General features: G+C 71.7%; 20 protein-coding genes and 3 pseudogenes. 18 read left to right on the top strand and 5 right to left on the bottom strand.

Annotated elements, in window-relative coordinates:
* Positions 1–36 precede the first annotated feature (36 nt).
* From ACZ434_RS31210 to ACZ434_RS31185, 6 genes are read left to right on the top strand one after another with little or no spacing between them, the layout of a single operon-like run.
* Positions 37–1005, top strand: coding sequence for an ABC transporter permease (locus ACZ434_RS31210; protein ID WP_468461797.1), 969 nt, complete (start codon positions 37–39; stop codon positions 1003–1005).
* Complete coding sequence (locus ACZ434_RS31205; protein WP_468461795.1) at positions 998–2032, top strand: ABC transporter permease; 1035 nt, start codon at positions 998–1000, stop codon at positions 2030–2032. Before ACZ434_RS31210 ends, ACZ434_RS31205 begins: the two co-directional genes overlap by 8 nt.
* Positions 2029–3069 (top strand): ABC transporter ATP-binding protein, encoded by a 1041-nt coding sequence (locus ACZ434_RS31200; RefSeq protein ID WP_468461793.1) that lies wholly within the window; start codon positions 2029–2031, stop codon positions 3067–3069. The genes ACZ434_RS31205 and ACZ434_RS31200 overlap by 4 nt, the downstream gene beginning before the upstream one ends.
* Complete coding sequence (locus tag ACZ434_RS31195; protein ID WP_468461791.1) at positions 3066–4079, top strand: oligopeptide/dipeptide ABC transporter ATP-binding protein; 1014 nt, start codon at positions 3066–3068, stop codon at positions 4077–4079. Before ACZ434_RS31200 ends, ACZ434_RS31195 begins: the two co-directional genes overlap by 4 nt.
* Positions 4076–5311, top strand: coding sequence for an NADH:flavin oxidoreductase (locus tag ACZ434_RS31190; protein WP_468461789.1), 1236 nt, complete (start codon positions 4076–4078; stop codon positions 5309–5311). The genes ACZ434_RS31195 and ACZ434_RS31190 overlap by 4 nt, the downstream gene beginning before the upstream one ends.
* Positions 5308–6729 carry an amidase gene (locus tag ACZ434_RS31185; protein ID WP_468461787.1) on the top strand — a complete coding sequence of 474 codons (1422 nt, stop codon included), beginning with the start codon at positions 5308–5310 and terminating at the stop codon, positions 6727–6729. Before ACZ434_RS31190 ends, ACZ434_RS31185 begins: the two co-directional genes overlap by 4 nt.
* 641 nt (positions 6730–7370) lie before the next feature.
* On the opposite strand, the gene ACZ434_RS31180 is transcribed toward ACZ434_RS31185, so the two are convergent.
* Positions 7371–8345, bottom strand: coding sequence for an IclR family transcriptional regulator (locus tag ACZ434_RS31180; RefSeq protein ID WP_468461785.1), 975 nt, complete (start codon positions 8343–8345; stop codon positions 7371–7373).
* A 363-nt stretch (positions 8346–8708) separates the two neighbouring features.
* Between ACZ434_RS31180 and ACZ434_RS31175 the strand changes: the two genes are divergently transcribed.
* The 8 genes from ACZ434_RS31175 (at position 8709) to ACZ434_RS31140 (ending at position 16417) form a co-directional block, all read left to right on the top strand.
* Complete coding sequence (locus ACZ434_RS31175; protein WP_468461783.1) at positions 8709–9854, top strand: Rieske 2Fe-2S domain-containing protein; 1146 nt, start codon at positions 8709–8711, stop codon at positions 9852–9854.
* Between the two features lie 38 nt (positions 9855–9892).
* Positions 9893–11071, top strand: coding sequence for an acyl-CoA dehydrogenase family protein (locus tag ACZ434_RS31170; protein ID WP_468461781.1), 1179 nt, complete (start codon positions 9893–9895; stop codon positions 11069–11071).
* A 36-nt stretch (positions 11072–11107) separates the two neighbouring features.
* Entirely contained in the window at positions 11108–12013 is a 906-nt protein-coding gene (locus ACZ434_RS31165) for a VOC family protein (protein ID WP_468461779.1), read from the top strand.
* A 206-nt stretch (positions 12014–12219) separates the two neighbouring features.
* Positions 12220–12474 (top strand): hypothetical protein, encoded by a 255-nt coding sequence (locus ACZ434_RS31160; RefSeq protein ID WP_468461777.1) that lies wholly within the window; start codon positions 12220–12222, stop codon positions 12472–12474.
* An 11-nt stretch (positions 12475–12485) separates the two neighbouring features.
* Positions 12486–13064 carry a nuclear transport factor 2 family protein gene (locus ACZ434_RS31155; protein WP_468461775.1) on the top strand — a complete coding sequence of 193 codons (579 nt, stop codon included), beginning with the start codon at positions 12486–12488 and terminating at the stop codon, positions 13062–13064.
* Positions 13061–13597, top strand: coding sequence for a nuclear transport factor 2 family protein (locus ACZ434_RS31150; RefSeq protein ID WP_468461773.1), 537 nt, complete (start codon positions 13061–13063; stop codon positions 13595–13597). The genes ACZ434_RS31155 and ACZ434_RS31150 overlap by 4 nt, the downstream gene beginning before the upstream one ends.
* 178 nt (positions 13598–13775) lie before the next feature.
* Positions 13776–14354 carry a flavin reductase family protein gene (locus ACZ434_RS31145; protein ID WP_468461771.1) on the top strand — a complete coding sequence of 193 codons (579 nt, stop codon included), beginning with the start codon at positions 13776–13778 and terminating at the stop codon, positions 14352–14354.
* Positions 14355–14647: 293 nt separating this feature from the next.
* Entirely contained in the window at positions 14648–16417 is a 1770-nt protein-coding gene (locus ACZ434_RS31140; protein WP_468461867.1) for a glycoside hydrolase family 35 protein, read from the top strand.
* Between the two features lie 855 nt (positions 16418–17272).
* Here ACZ434_RS31140 and arr read toward each other — a convergent pair.
* On the bottom strand, positions 17273–17707 hold the full coding sequence (arr, locus tag ACZ434_RS31135) for an NAD(+)--rifampin ADP-ribosyltransferase (protein WP_468461865.1): 435 nt from the start codon (positions 17705–17707) through the stop codon (positions 17273–17275).
* Positions 17708–19047: 1340 nt separating this feature from the next.
* On the opposite strand from arr, the pseudogene ACZ434_RS31130 reads away from it, so the two are divergent.
* Positions 19048–19341 (top strand): annotated as a pseudogene (locus tag ACZ434_RS31130) (transposase); the annotation flags it as partial.
* 86 nt (positions 19342–19427) lie between these two features.
* Here the strand turns inward: ACZ434_RS31130 and ACZ434_RS31125 are convergent.
* From ACZ434_RS31125 to ACZ434_RS31115, 3 genes are all read right to left on the bottom strand, one after another.
* Positions 19428–19919: a hypothetical protein gene (locus ACZ434_RS31125; protein WP_468461769.1), complete on the bottom strand. Its 492-nt coding sequence runs from the start codon at positions 19917–19919 to the stop codon at positions 19428–19430.
* Between the two features lie 55 nt (positions 19920–19974).
* On the bottom strand, positions 19975–20115 hold the full coding sequence (locus ACZ434_RS31120) for a hypothetical protein (protein ID WP_468461767.1): 141 nt from the start codon (positions 20113–20115) through the stop codon (positions 19975–19977).
* A gap of 282 nt (positions 20116–20397) precedes the next feature.
* On the bottom strand, positions 20398–20715 hold the full coding sequence (locus ACZ434_RS31115; protein ID WP_468461765.1) for a hypothetical protein: 318 nt from the start codon (positions 20713–20715) through the stop codon (positions 20398–20400).
* A gap of 829 nt (positions 20716–21544) precedes the next feature.
* Between ACZ434_RS31115 and ACZ434_RS31110 the strand changes: the two genes are divergently transcribed.
* From ACZ434_RS31110 to ACZ434_RS31100, 3 genes and pseudogenes are all read left to right on the top strand, one after another.
* Positions 21545–22321, top strand: a complete 777-nt coding sequence (locus ACZ434_RS31110; RefSeq protein WP_468461763.1) for an SDR family oxidoreductase — start codon at positions 21545–21547, stop codon at positions 22319–22321.
* Positions 22322–22521: 200 nt separating this feature from the next.
* Positions 22522–23016: pseudogene (locus tag ACZ434_RS31105) on the top strand (DJ-1/PfpI family protein); the annotation flags it as partial.
* A gap of 691 nt (positions 23017–23707) precedes the next feature.
* Positions 23708–23817 (top strand): annotated as a pseudogene (locus ACZ434_RS31100) (IS5/IS1182 family transposase); the annotation flags it as partial.

Here is a 23817-nt window from a genome sequence, read left to right as displayed (position 1 = left end):
CCCGGCGGCGCCGCCGGGCGAAGATCTGGAGGAACGATGATTCCCGCCGCGCTGCGCCGGCCGGCCCTACGGGTGCTGGAACTCCTCGGAGTGCTGTTCATCGCGAGCATCGGGGTGTTCTCCCTGGTGGTCCTCATGCCCGGCGACCCCGCGGTCGACATCCTCGGAGCCGGCCGGGCACCCGCCGAGTACGCCGCGCTCCGTGCGGAACTCGGGCTCGACGAGCCGCTGGTCACCCGTTACCTCGACTGGCTCGGCGGCGTCCTCGGCGGCGACCTCGGCCGGTCCGTCGTACCGCCGCAGAGCGACGTCACCGACCGGGTGCTGTCCGCGCTGCCCGTCAGCCTCGAGATCGCCGCGCTCGGACTGCTCATCGCCCTGCTGATCGCCGTGCCGCTGGCCATGTGGTCGGCGTACCGGGAGGGATCGGCGGCCGACCGGATCATCGGCGCGGGCAGCTTCGGCGTCCTGTCCGTGCCGAGCTTCCTGGCCGGGCTGCTGCTGATCCTCGTCCTGGTCAACTCGGCCGGCTGGTTCCCGCGTTCGGAGTGGGTGCGGATCGGCGACGGCGACCTGCTGGGCAATCTGCACCACGCCTTCCTGCCGGCCCTGACCGTCGCCCTCGCCGAACTCGCCATGTTCACCCGGGTGCTGCGCGGCGACCTGATCGTGACCCTCCGGGAGGACTACATCCTCGCCGCCCGCGCCAAGGGCATGCACCCGCTGCGCATCCTGTTCACCGACGCCCTGCGTCCCTCCTCGTTCTCCCTGGTCACCCTGCTCGGCCTGAGCCTCGGCCGGCTGATCGGCAGCACCGTCGTCGTCGAGTACCTCTTCTCGCTGCCCGGCATGGGGACACTCATCGTCAACGCCGCGGGCCAGGGCGACTACCCCATGGTCCAGGGCGCCGTGCTCACCGTCGCCGTGATCTACGTGGTGATCAACGCCGGCATCGACCTCTCCTACGGCTACCTCGACCCGAGGACGCGACGTGCTCATGTCTGACCTGGCTCCGCGGAAGCGGACCGTGTTCCCGCCACCCCTGCTCACCGCCGCGGCCCTCACCGCCGCCGGGCTCGTCCTGCTGGTGTTCGGCGCGACGACACCCCAACTGGTCGCCCCCGTCAAGGCCGCCGTCGCGCTGCTGGGCCTCGCCCTGCTGCTCACCGGCGCCTCCCGGCTCGGCAAGCGCTGGGCGGGTCCCGGCTTCGACGTGGCCTTCTGGTTCGGCGCGGGCTGGCTCCTGCTGCTCGGCCTCGCCATCGTGTGCGCACCGTGGCTGCCGCTCGCCGAGGACCGGGACGTCGCGAGCACCGTCGCCGAACCCGTCTTCGCCACCCCCACGTTCACCGGCACCCACCCGCTGGGCACCAACGCCTTCGGCCTCGACCTGCTCGCCCGGTCCCTGTACGGCGCCCGCTCCTCGCTGCTCATCTCCCTGTCCGCGGTCGCCCTCGGCACCGTGGTCGGCGGAGCGATCGGCATGGTCGCCGGCTACTTCCGCAAGACCGTCGACCGGGCGGTGGGCATCGCGACCAACTCCCTGCTCGCCGTGCCGCCCCTGATCCTGCTCATCGCCCTCGCCACCGTGCTGGAGCCGCACCTGCACAACGTCGCCCTCTCCCTGGCCCTGCTCACCATTCCCGGCATGGTGCGCCTGGCCCGCGCCACCACCATGGCCTACGCCAACCGGGAGTTCGTCGTGGCCGCCCGCGCCATGGGCGCCACCCGTTCCCGCATCCTGCTGCGCGAACTGCTGCCCAACGTGCTGCTGCCCCTGCTGTCCCTGGCCGTCGTGATGATCTCCGTGCTCATCGTCGCCGAGGCCTCCCTCAGCTTCCTCGGACTGGGCATCCAGCCGCCGGAACCGACCTGGGGGAACATGATCGCCGAGGGCGAGGGCCAGGTCTTCGAGGAGCACCCGCACATCGTGCTCGTGCCCGGTGCCTTCCTCTTCCTCACCGTGTTCGCCTTCAACATCGTCGGTGAGAAGGCTCGCGGGCGATGGGACTCCCGGAGCGTGAAACTGTGACCACCCCACCGGCGTCCACCGCCCCCTCCGACGCCCTCCCGGTGCTGACCGCCACCGACGTGCGCACCACCTTCCGCACCCCGCACGGCCCGGTACGAGCCGTCGACGGTGTCTCCCTCACCCTGTCCGAGGGCGAGACCCTCGGCATCGTGGGCGAGTCGGGGTCGGGCAAGTCCGTGCTCGGCCGCACGCTGATGGGCCTGATCGCCGAGGGGCCCGGCACCGGCGTGTCCGGCACCGTCCTGATCGGCGGCAAGGACGTCCACGCCCTCACCCCCGCCGGGCGGCGCGCCCTGTGGGGCACCGAGATCGCGATGGTCTTCCAGGACCCCATGACCTCCCTGAACCCGGTGAGGAAGGTCGGCGCCCACCTGACCGAGAGTCTCCGGCTGCACCTGGGCCTGAGCCGCGCCGGGGCCCGCGACCGGGCCGTCGACCTGCTCCGGCAGGTCGGCATCCCCGAGCCCGGCAGACGCGCCGGCCAGTACCCCCACGAACTCTCCGGCGGCATGCGCCAGCGCGTCGTCATCGCCATGGCCCTCGCCTGCGGGCCGCGGCTGCTCATCGCCGACGAGCCGACCACCGCCCTCGACGTCACGGTGCAGAAGCAGATCCTGGACCTGCTGCGCTCGCTCGCCGCGGAACTGCGCATGGCGACCGTCCTGATCAGCCACGACCTCGCCACCGTCGCCGGCCGCACCGACCGCGTCGCGGTCATGTACGCCGGCCGCCTCGTCGAGTACGCGGACACCGCCGCCGTCTTCGACCGCCCCCGCCACCCCTACAGCAGCGCCCTGATCGCCTCGATCCCGCGCCTGGACCAGCCCCCGCACACCCTGCTGCCCGCCATCGAGGGCCGGCCGCCCAACCTGCTGCACCCGCCCCCCGGCTGCCGGTTCGCCCCGCGCTGCACCCTCGCGACCGACCGCTGCACCACCGAGGCCCCCGGCCTCGCCGGCTACACCGGGGACCGTGACGCCGGCGGCGCCGTCGCCTGCCACCACCCCCTGGGCGCCACCGAGGAGGCCACCGTATGACCACCCGTGACGCCCCCGCCGCGACCCCGGCGCACCCCGCGCTGAGCGCGGAGGACCTCGTCGTGGAGTTCCCCGCCGGACGCGGGCGGAAGGTGCACGCCGTCTCCGGCGTCGGACTGGAGGTCGCGGCGGGCGAGACCCTGGGCATCCTCGGCGAGTCCGGCTGCGGCAAGTCCACCGTCGGCCGCTCCCTGATCCAGCTGCCGCCCCCCGACTCCGGCACCGTCCGCCTCGGCGACGTCACCCTCACCGGACTCGCCCCGCGGGAACTGCGCCGGGCCCGCGCCCGGATGCAGATCATCATGCAGGACCCGGTCTCCGCCCTGAACCCGCGCCGCAGGGTCAAGGACCTGGTCTGGGAGGGCCCGTCGATCTGGGGGCACGGCGACGACACCCGGGACAAGGACGCGCGCGTCGACGCCGCCCTGCGCGACGTGGGCCTGGACCCCGCGACCGTACGCGAGCGCCGGCCGCACGAGCTCTCCGGCGGCCAGTGCCAGCGCGTCTGCATCGCCCGCGCCCTCATGCTCGACCCCGAGGTGCTGATCTGCGACGAACCCGTCTCCAGCCTGGACGTCTCCGTACAGGCGCAGATCCTCAACCTCCTGGAGACGACGGCCCGCCGGCGCTCGCTGAGCATGGTCTTCATCGCCCACGACGTGTCCGTGGTCAAGAACATCAGCGACCGCGTCATGGTCATGTACCTCGGCAAGGTCTGCGAGGTGCTGCCCTCCGACGGAATGCACCACGAGGCCGCGCACCCCTACACCCGTCTGCTGCTCGCCTCGCTCCCCGAGGCCCAGCTCGGCTCCGCCGCCGCGGCCCCCGCCGCCGAAGCGCCGGCCGCCGAGCTCCCCTCCCCCCTGAACCCGCCGTCCGGCTGCCGCTTCCGCACCCGCTGCCCGCTGGCCACCGAACGCTGTGCCGACGAGGAGCCCGAGCCCCGCGAGATCCGCCCCGGCCACCGGGTCGCCTGCCACCACGCCGAACCAAGGAGGAACCAGCCGTGACCACCGACGACACCCCGGACGTCCCCGACGTCCTGGCCCCGGCCAAGCTCGGCCCCGTCGAACTGAGCAACCGCGTCATCAAGGCCGCGACCTACGAGGGGCTCAGCCACAAGTCCCTGGTCACCCAGGACCTCGTCGACTTCCACGTCGCCTACGCCCGCGGCGGCGTCGGCATGACCACCGTCGCCTACTGCGCGGTCGCCAGGGAAGGACGCACCGACCGCCACCAGATCCACTGGACCGACGAGGCGATGCCGGGCCTGCGCGTCCTCACCGACGCCGTGCACGCCGAGGGCGCCGCCGTCTCGGCGCAGATCGGACACGGCGGCCCCGTCGCCAACCCCAAGGCCAACGGCGCCCCGGCCCTCTCCCCGTCCAGGCACTTCCACGCCACCACCCTCAGCTTCGCGAAGGAGGCGTCCCTCGGTGACATCCGCCGCATCACCGAGGCGCACGCCGAGGCCGCCCGCCGTGCCGTCGAGGCGGGCTTCGACGCCGTCGAGGTGCACCTCGGCCACAACTACCTGGCCAGTTCCTTCCTCAGCCCCCGGGTCAACCACCGCACGGACGCCTACGGCGGCAGCCTGGAGAACCGCGCCCGGCTCTCCCGGGAGATCATGCGCGCCGTGCGCGACGCGGTCGGCGGGCGCGTCGCGATCATCGCGAAGATGAACATGGACGACGGCGTGCCCGGCGGCTTCTGGCTCGACGAGGCCATCCCGGTGACGCAGTGGCTCGAACAGGACGGCACCGTCGACGCCCTGGAGATGACGGCGGGCAGCTCCCTGCTCAACCCGATGTACCTCTTCAAGGGCGACGCCCCGCTGGACGAGTTCTCCGCGATCATGCCCCAGCCGATCAAGCTCGGCGTGAAGCTGGTCGGCGAGCGCTTCCTGCGCAGCTACCCCTACCGGGACGCCTACCTCCTCGAGGACGCCCGGCAGATCCGCGCCGCGGTGAAGCTGCCGATGATCCTGCTCGGCGGCATCACCGACAAGCCCGTCATGGACCTGGCGATGCGCGAGGGGTTCGAGTTCGTCGCCATGGCCCGCGCCCTGCTGCGCGAACCGGACCTCGTCAACCGGCTGCGCCAGGACGCCTCCACGCCGTCGCTGTGCATCCACTGCAACAAGTGCATGCCGACCAACTTCACCGGCACCCGCTGCGTCCTGGTCGACCGCGGCACCACCCGCCGCGACACCTGGGGCAAACCCTCCGGGTACGTGGCGTGACGGGCGGGGGAGGCGTCGGGGGCCGCCTCGACGCCGTCGCCACGGCCGAGGCCGTCAGGAACGGCGGGGCCGACGCCCGTACCGTCGTCGAGCAGGCGATCGCCCGCGTCGAGAAGCTCGGAGCCCGGCTGAACGCGGTGGTCCACACCCGGTTCGAGGAGGCCCTGGCCGAGGTTGCGGCCGGGCTGCCCGACGGCCCGCTGCACGGCGTCCCGATCCTCGTCAAGGACCTCGGCACCGACGTGGAGGGCCTGCCGGCGACGGGCGGCAGCCGCCTGTTCGCCGGTGCGACCGCCCCGCGCGACAGCGAACTGGTGTCCCGCTACCGCCGTGCAGGCGCGGTCGTCCTCGGCACCACCAACACCGCCGAGCTGGGCCTGAACGCCTCCACCGAGCCGGCGCTCTTCGGCCCCACCCGCAACCCGTGGAGCGACGCGCACTCACCCGGCGGATCCAGCGGCGGTTCGGCGGCCGCGGTGGCGGGCGGGATGGTCCCGGTCGCGCACGCCAGCGACGGCGGCGGTTCCATCCGCATCCCGTCCGCGGCCTGCGGACTGTTCGGACTCAAACCCAGCCGCGGCCGCGTCCCGCCCGCACCGCGGCCCACCACCCTGTCCGGCCTCCTCTCCGTACACCACGCCGTCACCATGACCGTCCGGGACAGCGCCCTGCTCCTCGACGTCGCCGCCGGACCGCTGCCCGGGGACGCCTACGCCGCGCCGCAGCCGGCCGCGTTCTTCACCGAACTGGCCCGCCGTGACCCGGCACCGCTGCGGATCGGCCTGCTCACCGAGCTGCCGGAGGGCCCGGAGGTGCACCCCGAGTGCGCGGGCGCGGCCCGTGCCGCGGCCCTGCTGTGCGAACGGCTCGGCCACGAGGTCGTGGAGACCACCGCCCGCTACCGCCCCGCCGACGTCGGCCGCACCTCCGGGGTCCTGATGGGCGCGGACCTCGTCGCCCAGATCGACGCCCGCCTCGACCGGCTCGGCAGGCCCCTGGCGGACGACGACGTGGAGCCCTTCACCCGTGTTCTGTACGAGACGTACCGCGCTCTGCCCGCGGCCGACGTCAGCCGCGCGCTGCGCCGGGCGCAGGAGATCGGCTGGGAGGTCGGTGCCGGGTTCCGCGCGTTCGACGTGGTGCTCAGCCCGACCCTGGCCCAGCCGACGCCGTTGCTGGGCACCCTCGACACGGCCGACCCCGAGTCGGTCTACCGCAACGCGGCCGTCTACTCCGCCTTCACGAGCGTCCACAACGTCACCGGCATGCCGGCGATGTCCGTCCCCTTCGGCCACGACGGAGCGGGTCTGCCGCTCGGGGTCCAGTTCGCCGCACCGCTCGGCGGCGAGGGAGTACTCCTCGCCCTCGTGGCGCAACTGGAGCAGGCGGCCCCGTGGGGCGCCCCGCCCACCCCGTGACCGGACCAGGACGTCCGACGGACGACGGGGCCCGCCCCGCCCGAAGCGGTACCGGTTCCCGCCGGGGGAGCGGGGCGGCGCCCGGAACGTGTGCCGGCCCGGGGTGGGTTCGGGCGACGCGTGAGGGCCGAGGCGGGACGGGCCGGGCAGGGGCGTCAGGCCCGGAACCGGACGGCACGGGCGCACCACGACACCGCACCTGGCGCAGCACCGGACGGCGGCCCACGGGCCATCCGCCGCCACGCCGCCGGCCGGAGGCGGACGGCGGGTCACCGGCACTGCCGAAGAGGACTGATGACGTCCCACCCTCCCGGAAGCCGACGCGCCCGCACCGAGCCCGGGAAGCCACCGCCGGAGTCCGGGGCGGCGGGCCATCCCGGTCGCGTGGACGGTACGCGCGGGTTTCGTGCCGGGTCCGCCGCTTCCCTCGGACCCGGACCCGGACGCGGACCCGGACCCGGAGTCGCAGCCGTCGCCGGAGCCCCGGGAGGCGGGGCTTCCCGGTCGCGCGGACGGTGTGCGCGCGGGTTACGACCGGACCGGCGTCCGCGTCCGCTCCGGAGCTGTCGCCGTGCCCACGGATGCCGGCCCGGTTCCCCAGGCCCTCCGGGGCAGCGCGCCGAGCCCCGCACTCCCCGCGGTCACGCCCGCCTGCGTCGGCTGCACACGGCGCGCTGGCCGCAGCACCCACCGCCGTACGGCCCCTCCAGCCACTCACGCGCCGTGTCCCGGCCGAAGGCGCTGCCGGGCCGGGTGACCGCCGGCCCCGCCCCGGACCCGGGCGGCGCACCGCCCGCGGGCCGGGCGAACTCGGGGTGGAGTGTCTCCGACACCTGCTGCGCGGCCCGCGCGACCAAGGGCGCCAGCCGTTCCAGGTGCATCCGCCGCAGCTCGCCGCAGACGGAGATCGCGCCGGCCGGCCGGTCGGGCCCGCGCACGACACAGGCCACCGCACCGACTCCCGGCATGCCCCCGCCCCGGTCGAAGACGATGCCGCGCATGCGCCGGATGGCGTCCAGCTCGCAGTGGAGGGGAGTGAAACCCTCGTCCCCGTTGTCGACGAGGTCGGGGCAGTCCCGGAGCAGGTCCTGGACCTCCTCCGGGGGGAGGTAGGCCAGCATCGCCTTGCCGAGCCCGTTGTTCGTCACCCACCAGCGGGTGCCGACGTCGGACGGCAGGGACGCGGCGAAGGCGCCGCCGATCTTGTCCAGGAAGACGACCTCGGGCCCGTCGAGAACCGCGAGGTGGACCACCAGCCCGGTGCGCACCTGGAGCCGGTGCAGCACGGGGGCGGCCGCCTTGCGCAGATCGTCCCGGCCGTGCGTGCCCTCGCCCGACCGCAGTGCCCGTCGCCCCAGGGAGTAGCCGTGGTCACCGCGGGTGATCCAGCCGAGCTGGATGAGCTGGTTGAGGATCCTGTGCGCGGTCGAACGCGGCAGGGAGGTGCGCTCCTCCACTTCCTCCAGGGTGAGCCCGACACCGGTTCTGCCGAACGCGTCGAGGATGCGTGTCATCCGGCCGACCATGGACGACGGCAGGTCGGGGTCCTGCTCCGCCGCGGTGAGAACGGGCTCGGTGAGGACGGGCGGGGGCACGGCGAACTTCGATGTCGGCACGGGCCGCTCCTCTTCTTCGCAGAAGGGCCTTGGACGTTGACGCGCATGAACCAAGCAAGCGTTTGATTGGCTGGGACTGTAATCGTGACCTCGCCGCAGGTCCATACCCCCGGCAGCGACCAACGCGACGGGCGGAATACCCGGACGGAGCGGGCCGGAATGCCCGAGGACCTGGTGCGGCGTCACGTCACGCTGCCGTGCGCCGAAGCAGGCGCCCGCGCCGCGCACCGGCGCGGCGGCCGGCCGTCCCGCCGGCCGGTGCTCCCGATCAGTGGGAGCGGACTTCGGAAGCCGGCCACGGCCTGTTTCAGGATGACGCACCGACACGGTGCGGTGGCGCACCGGTCAGCCGGGGAGGCACACATGGGTGAGACAGTGGCCGAGGACGAGATCCGGATCATCGAGGCGGGCAGCAACCCCACCAGGTTCGCGCGCGGCTGGCACTGCGTGGGGCTGGCGGAGAGCTTCCGTGACGGCGTACCCCACGAGGTCAAGATCTTCGGGGAGACGGCCGTCGTCTTCGCCCGCCAGGACGGCACCCTCCACATGATCGACGCCTTCTGCCGCCACATGGGGGGCAACCTCGCCAAGGGAGTGATCAAGGGCGACGAGATCGCCTGCCCCTTCCACGACTGGCGCTGGAGCGGCGAGGGACGCTGCACGAAGGTCCCGTACGCCCGGCGGGTGCCGCTGCGGGGACGGACCAGGGCCTGGATCACGATGGAGCGCAACGGGCTCTTTTTCGTGTGGAACGACCCGCAGGGCAACCCGCCGCCGCCCGAGGTGACGATCCCCGAGATCGACGACTACGACAACGGCCGGTGGACCCGGTGGGCCTGGAAGTCGTACCTCGTCGAGGGCGCGCACTGCCGGGAGATCGTCGACAACCTGGTCGACATGGCGCACTTCTTCTACGTGCACTTCCAGATCCCGCGCTTCTTCAAGAACGTCTTCCAGGGACACATCGCGACCCAGTACATGACGTCCACCGGGCGGGACGACATCAGGACGGGCGTCCAGATGGACCTGCCCGAGGCCGTCACCCGCTCCGAGGCGAGCTACTACGGCCCCTCGTTCATGCTGGACACCATCTGGACCGACTCCGCCGGCGACACGGTCGAGGCCAAGCTCGTCAACTGCCACTACCCGATCTCGCCCGACTCCTTCCTCCTGCAGTACGGGATCATTGTCGAGAAGAAGCCCGGCATGACCGACGAACAGGCCCAGGAGATGGGCACGATGTTCGTCGACGGTCTCGAGGAGCAGTTCCTCCAGGACGTCGAGGTCTGGAAGCACAAGTCGCGGATCGAGAACCCCCTGCTCACCGAGGAGGACGGTCCGGTCTACCAACTGCGCCGCTGGTACGAGCAGTTCTACGTCGACGTCGAGGACGTCACGCCCGACATGGTGCGGCGCTTCGAATTCGAGGTCGACTGCGACCGCGCGATCGGCGTCTGGGAGGCGGAGTCCCGGGAGAACGCCGCCCGGCAGGGCCGGACCCCGGCCTGATCCGCGCCCCCCTTCCGCCTTCGAAATCGAGGACCCTCATGAACACCGTACGTGAGTACATGATCGCCAACGCGGACAAGCTGCGGGAGCAGGACGAAGAGGCCGAACGTCTCGGACGGCTGTCCGACGGGACCGCCACCCTGATGAGATCCGCGGGGGCCGTGCGCATGCTCCAGCCGAAGGAGTTCGGCGGAGCACAGGCACACATCGCCGAATTCGCCGAGGCGGTCATGGAGACCGCCCGCTACTCCGGGTCGGCCGGCTGGGTCCAGGGGATCGTCGGCGTCCACCCCTGGCAGATGGCCTACGCCGACCGCCGCGTGCAGGAAGAGGTGTGGGGCGAGGACCCCGACACCTGGATCGCCTCGCCGTACCAGCCCCTGGGCCGACTGCGGCCGGTGGACGGCGGCTACCGCTTCTCCGGGCGCTGGCAGTTCTCCTCCGGCACCGACCACTGCCGGTGGATCTTCCTCGGCGGGATGCTCACCGACGAGGCCGGGGAGATGCTCGCTCCGCCGCGGCAGGTGCACGTCATCCTGCCCCGCTCGGACTACGAGATCATCGACGACTCCTGGGACGTCGTCGGCCTCAAGGGCACGGGCAGCAAGGACGTCGTCGTGCGCGACGCGTTCGTGCCCGGCTACCGGGTCATGGACGGCGACAAGGTGATCGACGGCCGAGCCGTCAGGGAGTCCGGCAGGGAGGAGACCCTCTACCGGATCCCCTGGTCGTGCGCGTTCCCCGCGGGCATCACCTCCGCGATCATCGGCATCGCCGAGGGCGCCCTGGAGACGGCCCTCGGATACCAGCGTGACCGGATCAACGCCCAGGGAACCAAGGTCCGTGAGGACCCGTACACCCTGTCGGTGATGGGCGAGGCGATCGCCGACATCCGGGCGGCCCGCAACGAGATCCTCGGCAACCTCAACCGTGTCTGGGACATCGTGGACTCGGGCCGTGAAGTGCCGTTCGAGGTACGGGCCGAGGGCCGGCTGTCCCAGGTGAGGGCGGCCTGGCGGGCCGTCCGCGCCGTCGACGAGATCTTCGCCCGGTCCGGCGGCAACGCCCTGCGCATGGACAAGCCGCTGCAGCGCCACTGGCGCGACGCCCACGCGGGGCTGAACCACGCGATCCACATACCCGGTCCCACGTATCACGCCAACGCCCTGACCCGTATGGGAGTCGAGCCCCAGGGCGCCCTGCGGGCCCTGATCTGACCGCTGCCGGCACACCGCACGCGAACAAGGAGAGACATGACAGAGATCCGCGCACTGGGGTACGTCACCGTCCGGACCACGGACATGGACCGCTGGCGTGAACTGGCCTTCGACGTCCTGAGCTTCGCCGAGGGCACCGGCCCCGACCCCGACGCCCTCTACCTGCGGATGGACGAGCGGGCGGCGCGCATGGTGGTTCACCCCGGTGAGATCGACGCCGTAGGCAGCGTCGGCTGGGAGGTGCGCGACCGGTTCGCGCTGGCCCGCGTCACGAAGACGCTGGAGGAGGCCGGGTACGAGGTCGAGCGGCTGTCGCAGGAGGAGGCGGACGAACGCCGGGTGGAGGAGGCCATCGTCCTCCACGACCCGTCCGGCGTCCGGACCGAGATCTTCCACGGCCCCGTCCTGGACCACTCGCCCGTCGTCACCCGGCACGGCAACCGCTTCGTCACCGGTGCCGAGGGACTCGGACACGTGGTCCTGCCGACCACCGACCTGGAGGCGTCCGAGAAGCTCTACCTCGACACACTCGGCTTCCTACCGCGCGGAGCCATGCGCCTGACGCCGCCCGGCGTCCCGGCGCAGCGGATCCGTTTCGTCGGAGTGAACCGCCGCCACCACAGCCTGGCGCTCTGCCCGGCGCCGAAGGTGGGGATGCCCGCGCTGGTGCACGTGATGGTCGAGGTGGAGGACCTGGACGACGTGGGCCGCGCGCTCGACCGCTGCGTCAGCCGTGAGTTCTCGATCTCCTCGACGCTGGGCCGTCACACCAACGACAAGATGGTCTCCTTCTACCTGCGGGCGCCCGGCGGGTGGGACATCGAGTACGGCTGCCACGGCATGCTCGTCGACGAGTCGCACTACACCGCCGAGGAGATCACCGCGGACAGCTACTGGGGCCACGACTGGTCCGGCTCCGAGCCGCTCGCGACCTTCGGCTAGGCCGCCACCGCCGGGTCCCGCCGCACCGCACCCGCGACAGACGTCCACGGCGGCCCCGTCCGCCACCGGTGCGGCGGGCATCCGCCGCAGCCGCCCGGCGCGCCCCGGCCACGGGGCGTGTCCCCTTCCGCAGACAGGGGCCCGCTGCCCGCGCGTACCCGTGACCGGGCACGGCGGCGGCCGGCCCCGGAGAGCGAGCGTTTCCGATGCAACCGGTCAAGTGCGGCGCGTGCGACACCCGCGTGCTCGTGGCGAAGTACAGCGAGATCCACACCAGCGTCCAGTGGCTCTCCGAGGCCGAGGAGAGCTGCCCTGATTTCGCCGCCTCCGCCGAACGGGGCGTGCCCAGCGCCTTCGTGCCGTCGTGCCCCCGACTCCGGGAGACCATCGACGCGGCGGTGGGCGAGGGGCTGATCGCCGAGTCCGGGTTCCGCGAGCCGGCGCCCCTTCCCGGGCGCTGAGGGGAGTACCCGTGAACGATCTCGAACAGCGGGTCGGGCGGCTGGAGTCGATCGAGGACATCCGGCAACTGGTCTGCCGCTACGCCCTGGCCCTGGACAGCCGGGACATCCCCACTTTGGTGTCGCTCTTCGTCGAGGACGTCAGGACCCACGACGGCCGGGTCGGCCGCGAGGCCCTCGCCGAGTGGTTCGACCCGGTGCTGCGGCCCTTCGGAACCACCTTTCACCTCGTCGGGAACCACATCATCGACTTCACGGACGAGGACCACGCCACCGGCATCGTCTACTGCCGTCCTGAGCACGAGGTCCGGGACCTGTGGGTGGTGATGCCGATGCAGTACTGGGACCGCTACGAACGCCGGGACGGACGCTGGTACTTCACCTCGCGCAGCACCCACGTGTTCTACGCGGCGGACGTCCGGGAGAACCCGCTGGACGTCCCGGGGAGGTTCCACTTCCCGGGCAACCCCTTCATCCACCGGGCCGACCTGCCCGAACGCTGGGAGACCTGGCAGCGTTTCTGGAACACGGACACGGGCACGAACACGGACACCGGCACTGGCGTCGGCACGCAGGAGGCGGCACCGTGAGCGGTGACGGGACCGAGGGCCGGGTCGCACGGCTGGAGGCCCTCGCCGAGATCCGGTCGCTCCCGGCCAGGTACGCCCACCACTACGCCCGCCTCGACACCGACGCCCTCGCGGACCTCTACGCCGATCCGCTGACGCTGCGGACGGGCGAGGTGAGCGGCAGGGAAGCCCTGCGCGCGTCGTTCGAGCGGTCCGGTACCCCGCCCGACGGGGTGCGGATGGCGGTCCTGCACACCGGGAACCACATCGTCCGTCTCACCGGCGACGGCCGGGCGGCAGGGAGCGTCTACTGCCGTGCCGATGTCCAGCGCGGCGACGGGACCTTCTTCCACCAGGCCATTCACTACGGCGACCACTACTGCCGGCAGGACGGGGCCTGGCGGTTCGAGCGGCAGCGCGACCACGAACTGTTCTACGGCGCGCCCCCCGCCACCCCGCCGAACGACCTCCCGCCCGCGAACTGGCCCGAACGCGACACCGGCCGGGGCACGTTCCCCCCGGGAGCGGCACACCGGCACGGCCCGCCGGACTGAAGAGGCGGAAGGCTGTCCGGCGAAGGAGCGGAGTCGCGGACTGCCTCCAGGTGCCGGCGGCCACGGTCGGTTCCACTCATCGGGAGCGCGGCCCCCGGCGCCGCCCACGATGGCCTTACCGTCCTGGCATGCGTACTCGAGAGCACGTGAACGTGCCGGTCCCCCTACGGGAAACCTCATGACGACACAGCCTCTGACCCTCTCCGTGGCGCAGGAGGACACCTCTCCCACTCCCACGGCGATGCGGCGGGCCATGGGCGCGTTCGCGACGGGCGTCACCGTGGTCACGGGGATCGACGCCGACGAGCCGGTGGGTTTCGCCTGCCAGTCCTTCGCCTCCGTCTCCCTCGAACCGCCCCTGGTCCTGTTCTGCGCCGACCACAAGGGACGTGCCTGGCCGAGGATCCGGAGAGCGGGAAGGTTCGCCGTGAACGTCCTCGCCGAGGACCAGACCGACCTCTGCGCACGCTTCGGATCGAGCCGGGGCCGGAAGTACGACGGACTGGACTGGGACCTCTCACCCTGGGGGACCCCGTCCCTGCGCGGTGTGCTGATGAGGGCCCACGCGGAGGTGCACACGGTGCACACCGCGGGCGATCACGACGTGGTCGTCGGCCGGGTCCTCGGGCTGGAGACGGGCGCCGGGCACCGGCCGATGCTGTTCTTCCGCGGACAGTTCGGTGTGCCGGAGCCGCACGACGCCCTCCAGGAGGCGATCGCCCCCGGGCTGTTCGGCTGGGGCGACCCCTGGAGCTGAGTCACCACGCCCCCTGGACAGCAGACGTAAGATGTCGAGATCATCGGCGTCGCCGGGGAACCTGAGGACGCACCGCCAGGGATGTGAACATGACGGCGCGCCGCCCGGCAGCACGGGACGCCGCGGAGACCGGTACGGCCGTCCGACCGGCGGGCCGGAGCCGAGTGGAGGGGAGGGGTGGCGTGGCAGCGCCGACACCGGAGGGCACCGCGGACGGCCCCGGCGGCAACGGGTCGCCCCCAGCCGGCGACCGGTCCGCACCGCGCCGGGAGACGCAGGGTCCCGGCCCCCTCCTGACCCATCCGCACGGCCGGCTGCTGCGGGCCGGGCGCCCGCACCGGATCCTGGCGGGGAGCCTGCACTACTTCCGCGTCCACCCGGCCCAGTGGGCGGACCGGCTGGAGCGGATCGCCGCGATGGGCCTCAACACCGTGGACACCTACGTCCCGTGGAACTTCCACGAGCCGTACCCGGGCCTGTTCCGCTTCACCGCCGGACACGACCTCGAGCGCTTCCTGCGCACCGCCCAGGAGACGGGCCTGGACGTCATCGTGCGACCGGGGCCGTACATCTGCGCCGAGTGGGACAACGGCGGCCTGCCCGTCTGGCTGACGGGCAGGGCGGGCATGCGCCCGCGTTCCTCCCACCCGCCCTACCTGGCGGAGGTCGGACGCTGGTTCGACGAGCTGATCCCGCGCATCGCGGCTCTCCAGGCCGGCCGGGGCGGGCCGGTGGTCGCCGTCCAGATCGAGAACGAGTACGGCAGTTACGGCGACGACCGCGCCTACGTCCGCCACGTACGGGACGCCCTCGTCGCGCGCGGAATCACCGAGCTGCTCTACACGGCCGACGGGCCCACCGAACTGATGCAGGACGGCGGCAGCCTGCCCGGCCACCTCGCGGCCGCCACCTTCGGCGCCCGCGCGGACGAGGCCGCCGGGCTGATGCGGGCACGCCGCCGCGACGAACCCTTCCTGTGCGCGGAGTTCTGGAACGGCTGGTTCGACCACTGGGGCGAGAAGCACCACGTCCGGTCGGTCGAGAGCGCCGTCGGCGCCCTCTCCGACATCCTCGGCGCCGACGGCTCGGTGAGCCTCTACATGGCCCACGGTGGTACGAACTTCGGGCTGTGGGCCGGAGCCAACCACGACGGTGACAGATTCCAGCCGACCGTGACCAGCTACGACTCCGACGCTCCGGTCGCCGAACACGGAGCGCTCACCCCGAAGTTCCACGCCTTCCGGGACCTGCTGCACACGGCCGCCGGGGCACCGCGACGCCCGCTGCCCGCGGATCCGCCGCTGCTGTCCCCCCGCACGGTCCCCGTCACCGCCGAAGCCGCCCTGCTGGGGGCGCTCCGCACGCTCTCCGACCCGGTGCACTCGCCCCACCCGCTGACCTTCGAGGAACTGGGGCAGGCCTCGGGCCTCCTCCTCTACCGGGCCGAGACGCGTCTGCCGGACGGTGCCCACCGGCTCAGGGTCCACGGGTTGCGCGACCGTGCCCAGGTCTTCCTCGACGGCGTCCCCCTCGGAGTCCTCGACCGGGAGAGCGACTCCCTCGACCTGCCGGGCCGGGGCGGACGGGCCGTCCTGGAGCTGCTGGTGGAGAACCAGGGGCGGGTGAACTACGGTCCCCGGCTCGGCGAGCACAAGGGCATCCTCGACGGAGTCACGGTCGGCCCGCGGCTGGTGCACGGCTGGACGATGTACCGGCTCCCGCTCGACACCTGGACCGAGGACGATCTGGCAGCCGCCACCTCGGCCTCGCCACCAGACGGGGACACCGCCGGCTTCGCCACGGCACGGTTCACGCTCACCGAGCCGGCCGACACCTTCCTCGCCCTGCCCGGCTTCGCCAAGGGCTTCGTGTGGGTCAACGGCACCCTGCTCGGCCGCTACTGGGAGACCGGCCCCCAACGCACGCTCTATCTGCCCGCACCACTTCTGGTACCGGGTGGGAACACCCTCACGCTGCTGGAACTCGAACGACTGGGCGACCGGGTGGAACTCGTCAACCGCCCCGACCTCGGCCCGCCCGAGCAGTACATCGAAACCCTCTGACAGCCGGGGCACGCGACCACGGAGTCATGGAGCCGCGGGGTCACGGCCCAGGCCCTGCGGCACAGCCCCCGAGGAGGGCATCCTCCCCCGACGCCGATGCGGGGGCCGTCCCTCAACTCCCGTGACCCGGTGACGGAACCGGTCGAGACGGACCGCCATGCCGTTCACGCGTCAGTGCACGAGCCATTACATGGTGGGCAACGATCGCGTCATGACCGCCCCTGGGAACGCATGGGGCCTCGGCGATGTCCGTACTGGCGGCGCTCCTGGACCGTTCGGAGCGGCAGATCGCCGAGTCCGCGGCGGACGCCCGCCGGTTCGACCGGGAAGCGATCCGTGCGGCCTCGGACGGCTGGTGGGCGACGGAGCAGGTGGATGACCGAGCAGCTCGGCGCGCTGTCCGGACCGCGCCGATCACGTACCCGTACTCGACCTGTGCCGGCCGTTCGAGGGAGCGGGCTCCCGGCGCGATTCCCACCACCGCGAGGCGGCCTTCCGTGACCTGATCCGTACCCGGGCCGACCGGGGCGGCCCGCTTCTCGCCCGCTGGTTCGCAAGGATCCTCAAGAGCAGCGCAGGCCGCTCCGATCTCATCGAGGTCCCCCGGCCCAGGATGCCCTCAACGAGTTCCCCTCTCCCGCCCCGGAGCCGTTCACCCCTCGGGCCCGCCCTCACAGGCGGCTCTCGTGATGGCCGCCTGGACGGCGGCGCACTCCGACCGTCACACGGAGAATCCACCCACAGCACAGCACAGCACAGTTCCAGCTCACCTTGCCGCTGCACCGAGCCTGAGAACTTTGGAGCACCTCGGCGAGCCGCCGCGAAGGCGGCAGCGGCGGCGCCGGCTTTTGTTGCCTAGTCCAGGATGGTGGCGATGCCGCGGCGGCGTAGGTCGGCCAGTCCGTCCCGCATGGCCTTGATCTGCTGGGGCGAATGACCGGCCCAGCCTTTGAGTTCCGACAGGATGCGCACGGGGTCGCTCGTGCGGTAGGAGCGGGTCGGGTTGCCGGGGAGCTTCTTGTCGGTGACGTTGGGATCGTCTTCCAGAGCGCCGGTCGGTTCCACTGTATAGATCCGCCCCGGTCCGTCGCCGGCTGCGAGTTCGGCCGCCCAGACGGCGGCATCCAGGGTCTGTGAGACGTAGACGTTGCGGGACACGCGTCCTTCCTCATAGTTGGAGGCATGGCCGGGGACCAGGAGGTCCCCAGGAACGAGATCCGCCTTCGTGCCGTGCAGGTACGTTCCCGCCTCGTACACCTGGAAGGGGACAGGGCTGCTGGTCACGGGGATGCTCCTTCGGTCTGTGTGATGGGTCGGTAAACACGAACGAGGGCCGTCCCCGCACAGGTGGCGGGGCCCGCAACGGCTCGATGACCGCCCACGCCTGACCACGCCTGCCAAGGAACGGATGTCCTCGAACGTCGCGAAGCCGCATCGTCCACCACTGAAGCCGACCGCGGGACCGGCCGACTGTGACCGGTCGGAATCGATGCCATCGCAAGGCCGGCGACGGCCTTCCGTGCCCACGGCCCGCCCGGACGGGCAGTGGGGAGCGGCGCGGGGCGGTTCCGCTCGATGGTCAGGCGAGTATGCAGGCCCTGTCCAGGACGGCGGCCATTTCCTCTTCAGGTAGCGCCGGGTTGGCGCCCGCGCTGGAGGCCAGTCCGGGACATGAAGTGCCTCGCGGATCGGGTGGAGCGGCAGACGCGGGTCGCCGGCGGCGGCCTGGCGGGTCCAGACCGCCGGGTCATGGCTGAGCCGTTCGATCAACGCGGGTGTGCCGCCCGGCGCGGCGGCCCGCCGTACCTCGGCGTCGGGATCGGCCGGCAGCGCCGACCGCTCGCCCGCCGCCAGGATCTCCCATGCACGCACCGCACCCCGGCGCGCCGCCGGATCGTGGTGCGCAGCCAACGAGGCCGCGAACGACGGCGCCAGGTGGGGCGAGTGGAGCAGAGCCGCTCGTACGGAAGCGTCCGGGTCATCCAGCAAGCGGGCGCATACGGCGTCCGGCAACGGTGCGACCACCGTACGCGGGCTGTGCCACTCGGGCCCGTGTGCGAGAGCTGCCCGCACCGTGGGAGAGGGGGCGTCGGCAAGCCGGACCCGTTGCGCGGGTTCCGCGCCGGCGCTCATGGCGACGTCGGTCCGGACGTGCGGGTTCGGGTGGGCCAGGACCACCGCGACGGCCCGCTCGGGAAGTCCACCCCGCTGCAGGGCGGGACGGGGCGGTCGGTCACGGCCGCCGTCGAAGGCGAGCAGGCGCAGCAGCAGCGGTGTCGGCAGCGCCGGGTTGCGAGCGACTCCGTCCGGCGCGGACGCGTGGAACGCGGCCATGATCCCCCCGCTTGCCTCTGTCGGTCCGCCTGTGCACCCGCCCAGATACTGCCGCCGCCGACGGCCCCGCTCAAGAACGTCCGGCTCACAGGCAGAGAACCCGGTGTCCCCGTCGACGGCAAGGAACGTAGTGGTTGTCCAACTGCCCTGGCAATCCGTCCCGGTCGGTGTCGGAGGACAGTGACACCCGTGTCACGCGCCCCGGAGAAGGGCCACGTCAGGTGTGACGCCGCCGCGATGCATGACACCCATTTCTCGGCGTCCCGCTGTGTCGTGCAGGGGATCTCCGCGGCTGTGTGCGCGGGTTCCGCTCCTTTCGGGTGCGCCTGCTTGAGTCACTACATTCGGCCGACGGTATTGAACTCGTCCGCGAGGTCTCCGGGCGGCTGCTGTAGGAACTGACCGAGGCGGAGGCCACCGCGAAAGCTCGGTGCCGAGTGATGCGAACACACAAGCCCTCGACGCTGTCGTCATGGAGGCATACGTCCACGGCGTCTCCACCCGCTCCGTCGACGACCTGGTCAAAGCCCTCAGCTCGGACACCGGGATATCCCAAACGTGAGCTCTCCCGGATCTGCGCGGACCCGGACGTGGACCCGGCGACGGCATGACATCAGGGGTAGCTGCCCCGTCCGGCGTCCAGGACGGCGTTTCCCTCCAGGGTCTGCCGTTCGGATCACCCCAGCATCCCGGGGCCCGGCACACGCCTCTGTCGCGCCGTCTGCCGACCGGTGGTGTACCTGGCTCCCACGGCCAGCAGTGCGGAGACCGCCGCGCAGGTGACGACGAGGCCATTGAGCCACACGTAGCTTTCGGAACTGGGGTACGTGGTCCCGTCCTTCAGGACACAGTCGAAGGCCGGGGGCAGATATGAGGCGCGGTGGCCGGCGAGGTGCTCCACGAGATGGGGCGCGGCGTCGCGACAGGCGGGCGCGGGGGAGGAGTCCGTCCCCGACCGGGACTCGTGGTCGGACAGTTCGACGGCGCCGAGCGCCATGACCACAAGCATGACCGCGGCGGCCGCCGCCATGCCGGCGCCCCAGCGCAATAACCGCACGCCCCAGTCGGAGCGCCGGCCCGGCAGGGCGGCGGACAGCAGTTTGACGACCACGGCAATGACCCATACAGGAGCGGCGAGCAGGGCCACGAAGGCGAGCAGGACAAACACGCTGCGGCCTCCTTGCACCGGCCTGACGGACAGACGTACGGGTGTTCGGGGCAGCCTAGTCGTTGAGCCGGGGAGTTGCGGCCGCCCCCTGCCGCAGCACACCGACGGCCGGATAGCGGGCGGGCTGCCGCCGGCCGATCAGCGACGCGGTCGTCTCCCCGGCCGGCGGAACCGTCCGCAAAGCACCTGCCGCCACAACGCTCCCTGACCGGGTCATCCTGCCCGTGCCCCGCCCGGGCATGCCGTCTCGACGGCCCTCGGCCGAACCCGTAGCGGTGTGTTTTCGCCGGGTGTTTTGGCCCACCCTCGATCGGGTGGCGTTTTCCGGGCGTCCTGGGGCGGAGCGGTGCAAGTGCGCACCGTGGGGACCACGGCGGCCGGTGGCGTGTGGCCCACGGAGCCCGCCCGGCTGCTTCCCCTGACAGGAATGCCCACGGGCGAGGGGCTCGCAGGATTGTCAGCAGCAAACCGTTGTTGGTCAGTTCGCCGTTGTGTCCTTGGCTTGGGGTTTATCGCCGATGTCGTCAGCCGGGTCGGCCACGCGGTAGCGGCCCATGCTCCTGAAGATAAGAACGGCGCCCAGGGGGGTCATGCCGTAGAGCGCGGGGAGGTCTTTGCCGAATCCGGTGATGAGAAAGGCCAGCCCTGCGAGGGCGATGATCAGGACAGGACGCCTGATGACGTGGCTGCACATGATTCCCAGTCGGCGCCGTCCTGGCGCTTGGGTGAGCCGTGTCCAGTCTGACGGTGACATGACGTCAGCGTAGTCGTCGAGCCCTCGGCGATGCAGCTGCATGTCCGTGTTCGTGAGGGCCGAGACTCGGGGCGAAGGTGCAAGTCCTTGCCCCCGGCCGGCAGGTTCTCAGGCTGCTGCCGCCTTGTGCTTGGCGGTGGTGTCGGCGTACTTCTGTGAGTGCTCCACCAAGTACGGAGATACGTGCACCGGCAGGACGGCTGTGAGCCAGTCACGTCATCCGGCGGGCTTGGCGATGGCAGGGCGGTGAACCTCCAGGATGGCTGTGGTGTCGGCCACGGTTCGGACCTCGTGCATGGTGATCTGCTGGCCGGGCTGGACGTGCGTCCGAACGAGAGGGAGTGAGGGGCAGCGGCTGGGGGGCACACGGCTCGGCGGCTTCGCCGGGGTTGCGCCACAGGCAGAATCGGTCGGCGACCTGGACCGCAGTGGGCGCCCCGGTCCTGGCTTCCTCGGGGAAGATCGGTGCACGGGCAACGGCAGACGACTTCGGTCCCCGGGCGCTCGGCCGGTCAGGCCGCGACAGTGCCTGTCTCGCATTCCGGCAGGAGGTCCACCGGTCTGCGGGTCTCGACGTTGACCAGCACGGTCCCTTAGATGCGGCCTTTGCGTGTCGCGTAGTTGTCGATGCCGGCCCTCCGTGGGGCCTGTGCTGGGGTTTTCGGGGGGCGTCGATCAGCTCTAGGAGTGTATTGCGGCTGTGTGGGAGGGGCGCTGGGGGTAGACCGGGGCTGGCCTCGTCAGTGGGACGTGTGTGTTCCGGGAGCTGGGATAGACGGTAACGAGCGATGCAAGCGTTTTTCTCGCAAGGGGTCCTGAACAGTCGTTCCAGCATGTTCCATCAGACTGACTTCATGGAGAGGTGGGTTCCATGTCTGCTGTTCTCACCGGCCGGCCGTTGGCCGGCCGTGCCGCGGTGGTCACGGGGGCGTCCAGTGGCATCGGCGAGGCCACCGCGGCACGACTTGCCCGCCTGGGTGCCGACGTGGCTCTTCTGGCACGCCGCAAGGACCGTCTCGAGGCACTCGCGGGACGTATCTCGGCCGATGGGGGCAGGGCCCTGCCCCTCATTGTCGACGTCACCGACCGCGCTGCCGTTCTGGACGCCGCGCGGCGGACAGCCGCTGAACTCGGACGGGTGGACCTCGTCTTCGCCAATGCCGGTGTGCAGCTGATCTCGGAGATCGGCGCTCTCAGGGCCGAGGAGTGGGACGCCCAGATCGACCTGAACATCAAGGGTGTCATGAACACCATCCATGCCTTCGTGCACGACCTGGAACGGAGCGCGGCCGCCGGGAAGCCGGCGGACCTGATCACCACCTCCTCCATCGCGGCCACTCGTGTCCTGGAGAAGTTCTCCGTCTACTCCGGCACCAAGGCTTACCTCAGCCACCTCACCCGGCTTCTGCGGACAGAGCTCGGCCGCAAGAAGGTACGCGTGTCCACCGTCGAACCCGGCATGGTCGACACCGAACTCCCCGACCACGTCACCGACCCGGACGCCTCCAGGCTGATGGCCGACCTGCTGGAGCAGATCGACTGCCTCCAGCCGGAAGACGTCGCCGAGACGGTCGCGTTCATCGCTGCCCTTCCCCGTCATGTCAACCTGACGGAAATCACCGTCCTCCCCACAGAACAAGCCGTCTGACCTCACCACCCCGGAGTCCGCGGGACCTGGCGCGCGCCAGCACGCGGCGGCCGGCCGCATTCGTGGTCTTCGCCTGCGGGAGGGCCCGCTGCCACGCCGGGAGGCCGGGGGCTGCACTGTGGAGGACGGCCGGCGGGTGTGTCCTGTGCCCGGTCCGCGCAGCGGGCGTCCCGGCGATCGCGCCCCCGCCACCCCTTCCTGTGCCGACCTCCCGCCTGCATCGCGTCACCGTCCTAGTCCTCGAGGGTGCGAAGCCGCTCGATGTCGGCATTCCCGCGCAGGTCTTCACGACCCGCGCGAGCAGGCCGTACGAGGTGCGGGTGTGCGGGGCGGCATCCGGTCTCGTGGTCGGCGGCGGGGCGGTCTCGTGTACGACGTCGCCTACGGCTTTGAGGCGCTCGCGTGGACGGCATTGTTTCGTTCCCCGGCTACCGGTTCCCGGACCGTGACGACCTGCCGCGGGCCGTTGTCGACGCGCTGATTGCCGCCAGGGGCGTGCGGCTCGCGGCGAGGCGACCTCGGCGGGCGCCTTCGCGCTCGCCGCTACGGGCCTGCTCGACGGCAGGCGCGCCACGACGCACGGGCACTACACGCGGGCCCTCATGACCAGGTGCCCGCTCATCGGGGTCGACGAGAACGTGCGGTTCGCCGATGAGGGCAGCGTGTTCACCTCGGCCGGCGCCGCCTCCGGCATCACCTGGGGCTTTGGCCCTTGGCCCCGGGCACACGAGACACTGGACCCTGAGGATCTGAGAACGGACATCTCGTGGTCATGAAGAACTGTCCGCCACCGTTCAAGGGCGGACTCGGTCGCGTTGTACCGGTCGGGGCCCGAGGCGATGATCAGCCAGGGCGCCGCCGATCTGGGGATCACCCCGAGACCCTGCGTAACCGGGTCCGGGCGGCCCAAGCGAGCCGGCCCCGGGGACGCCGGGCGGTGGGTGCCGGCCGAGCCGCCGACGCCGTTGGAGGCGGAAACGCCGCTCTGCGGAGGAAGGTCCGTGAGCTGGAGGAAGAGGGCGAGATCCTGCGGATGGCGGCAAAGTATTTCTCCGGCAAGACGCGCTGGTGAACCGCTTCCAGTTCGTCCCCGACCATCAAGTTGGTGGTAGTCGGCCGTCGTGGCCGGGACGTCCCCGCTGCTCCGCAGCCTCCCAAGGTGGTCAAGGACGGCGGCGACGTGCACGTCCTTGTAGGGATCGACGCCGAGCACCACCTCGCGCGACCCAGCCGTGGCTTCTGCCTGGAGGGGAGGAAAGACAGCAGGTCTGCCGAGTGTGGTCACGGTGCTCCTGTTCGGCGACGCACCGATAGTCAGCGCTGGTCGATGAAGCGGTCAGGACTGTGACGGTGCCTTCGGGGCCAAGGCCCCTATCGGGGCACGCTCCGTCAGCCCGGTGCCTGACCGGCGGCAACCGCAACGACGTCACCCAGCTCGAGCCGCTGCTCGACAAGATTCCCGCCGTCGCGGGCCGGGTCGGCAGACCCCGCCGACG

Source organism: Streptomyces sp. NPDC030893 (assembly GCF_055571535.1).
Note: the sequence above shows the minus strand (reverse complement) of the source record. Positions and strands in the feature narration are given on the sequence as shown.

Excerpts from the sequence above, each read along its gene's own strand:
- ACZ434_RS31210 (WP_468461797.1), top strand. The coding sequence starts at position 37 with ATGATTCCCGCCGCGCTGCGCCGGCCGGCCCTACGGGTGCTGGAACTC.
- ACZ434_RS31205 (WP_468461795.1), top strand. The coding sequence starts at position 998 with ATGTCTGACCTGGCTCCGCGGAAGCGGACCGTGTTCCCGCCACCCCTG.
- ACZ434_RS31195 (WP_468461791.1), top strand. The coding sequence starts at position 3,066 with ATGACCACCCGTGACGCCCCCGCCGCGACCCCGGCGCACCCCGCGCTG.
- ACZ434_RS31175 (WP_468461783.1), top strand. The coding sequence starts at position 8,709 with ATGGGTGAGACAGTGGCCGAGGACGAGATCCGGATCATCGAGGCGGGC.
- ACZ434_RS31170 (WP_468461781.1), top strand. The coding sequence starts at position 9,893 with ATGAACACCGTACGTGAGTACATGATCGCCAACGCGGACAAGCTGCGG.
- ACZ434_RS31165 (WP_468461779.1), top strand. The coding sequence starts at position 11,108 with ATGACAGAGATCCGCGCACTGGGGTACGTCACCGTCCGGACCACGGAC.
- ACZ434_RS31160 (WP_468461777.1), top strand. The coding sequence starts at position 12,220 with ATGCAACCGGTCAAGTGCGGCGCGTGCGACACCCGCGTGCTCGTGGCG.
- ACZ434_RS31145 (WP_468461771.1), top strand. The coding sequence starts at position 13,776 with ATGACGACACAGCCTCTGACCCTCTCCGTGGCGCAGGAGGACACCTCT.
- ACZ434_RS31115 (WP_468461765.1), bottom strand. The coding sequence starts at position 20,715 with ATGCAGCTGCATCGCCGAGGGCTCGACGACTACGCTGACGTCATGTCA.
- ACZ434_RS31110 (WP_468461763.1), top strand. The coding sequence starts at position 21,545 with ATGTCTGCTGTTCTCACCGGCCGGCCGTTGGCCGGCCGTGCCGCGGTG.